This is a genomic window from Kitasatospora sp. A2-31 (assembly GCF_022288725.1).
Lineage (GTDB): Bacteria > Actinomycetota > Actinomycetes > Streptomycetales > Streptomycetaceae > Kitasatospora.
This window is the reverse complement of record NZ_JAKNTA010000197.1, coordinates 1-1327: the sequence shown is the minus strand read 5'-3', so window position 1 is coordinate 1327 and position 1327 is coordinate 1. Positions and strand designations below refer to the sequence as shown.

Sequence of the window (1327 nt, the reverse complement as noted above, 5' to 3'; positions counted from 1 at the left end):
GGGGGGGGCCCCCGCACCGCCGCCCGCCCTTTTCCCGGCCGGGCGGCCCGCCGTGCAGGGTCTCCCGCCCCGGCTGCCCTCCTTCACCGGCCGCGGCCGCCTGCTGGAGACCCTGCGGGACGGCTTCACCCTCGGCCCCGCGGCCGAACCCGTGCAGGTCCTGTACGGCATGGGCGGGGTCGGCAAGTCGCAGGCCGCGGTCGAGTACGCGCACCGCTTCGCGCCCACCTACGACGTGGTCTGGTGGGTGCCGGCCGAGGAGCCGGCCGGCGTGCCGCAACGGCTCGCCGGACTCGCCACCGAGCTCGGCCTGGAGAGCAGCGGTGACGTGGCCCGGACCGCCCGGGCCGTGCTGGACGCGCTCGGCCGGGGCCGGCCGTACCCGCGCTGGCTCCTGGTCTTCGACAACGCGGAGGACCCGGAGCACCTCGCCCCCTGGCTCCCGGCCGGCTCCGCCGACGGCCACGTCCTGGTCACCTCGCGCGACCGGCGCTGGGCCCGCCACCGCGGCCGGACCGAGGTCGAGGTCTTCGACCGGGCGGAGAGCGTCGAGCTGGTCCGCCGCTTCAACGCCGGCGTCCCGGCCGTCGACGCCGACCGGATCGCCGAACTCCTCGGGGACCTGCCGCTCGCCGTCGGCCAGGCCGCCGCCTGGCTGCACGAGACCCCGATGCCGGCCGCCACCTACGCCGAGCTGCTGGACGAGACGCTGACCGACATCCTCGACCGGTCGGTCCGGGCGGACGCCGAGTACTCCACCGTCACCGCCGCCACCTGGCGGATCGCCGGCGCCGACCTGCGCCGGATCAACGCCCCGGCCGCCCGGCTGCTGGAGGTCTGCGGCTTCCTCGGCCCGGACGCCATCCCGATCCGGCTGCTCTACAGCGCGCCGGTGACCGAGGCCGTCGGACTGCCTGCGGGCGCCCCGGAGGGCCGGCTCGCGATGGGCGAGATCCTGCGCACCGTCAACCAGTTCAACCTCGCCCGGTACGACCAGACCGGCGGAACGCTGAGCGTGCACCGGATCACCCAGGCGCTGCTGCGCGACCAGACCGCCGAGGCCGACCGGGCCCGGGTGCGGGCCGTCGTGCACCGCGCGCTCGCGCTGGACTCCCCGGGCGACCCCGACACCCCGGACAACTGGCCCCGGTACGCCGAACTGCTGCCCCACCTCTGGCCGTCCGGTGCCGTCGGGAGCGCCGACCCGGCGGTCCGGCAGTGGATCGTCGAATCGGTCCGCTACCTCTGGCACCGCGGCCTGCTCGACGCCGGCCGCGACCTCGCCGAACGCGCGCTGGCCCAGTGGTCCCCCGAGGGGACCGGCGGG

General features: G+C 77.0%; 1 protein-coding gene. It reads left to right on the top strand.

The features are described 5' to 3' along the window. Positions 1 to 52: 52 nt before the first annotated feature. Positions 53 to 1327 (top strand): FxSxx-COOH system tetratricopeptide repeat protein (gene fxsT / locus MCM47_RS40840; protein WP_238951842.1); only part of this gene is annotated, 1275 nt, incomplete at its 3' end.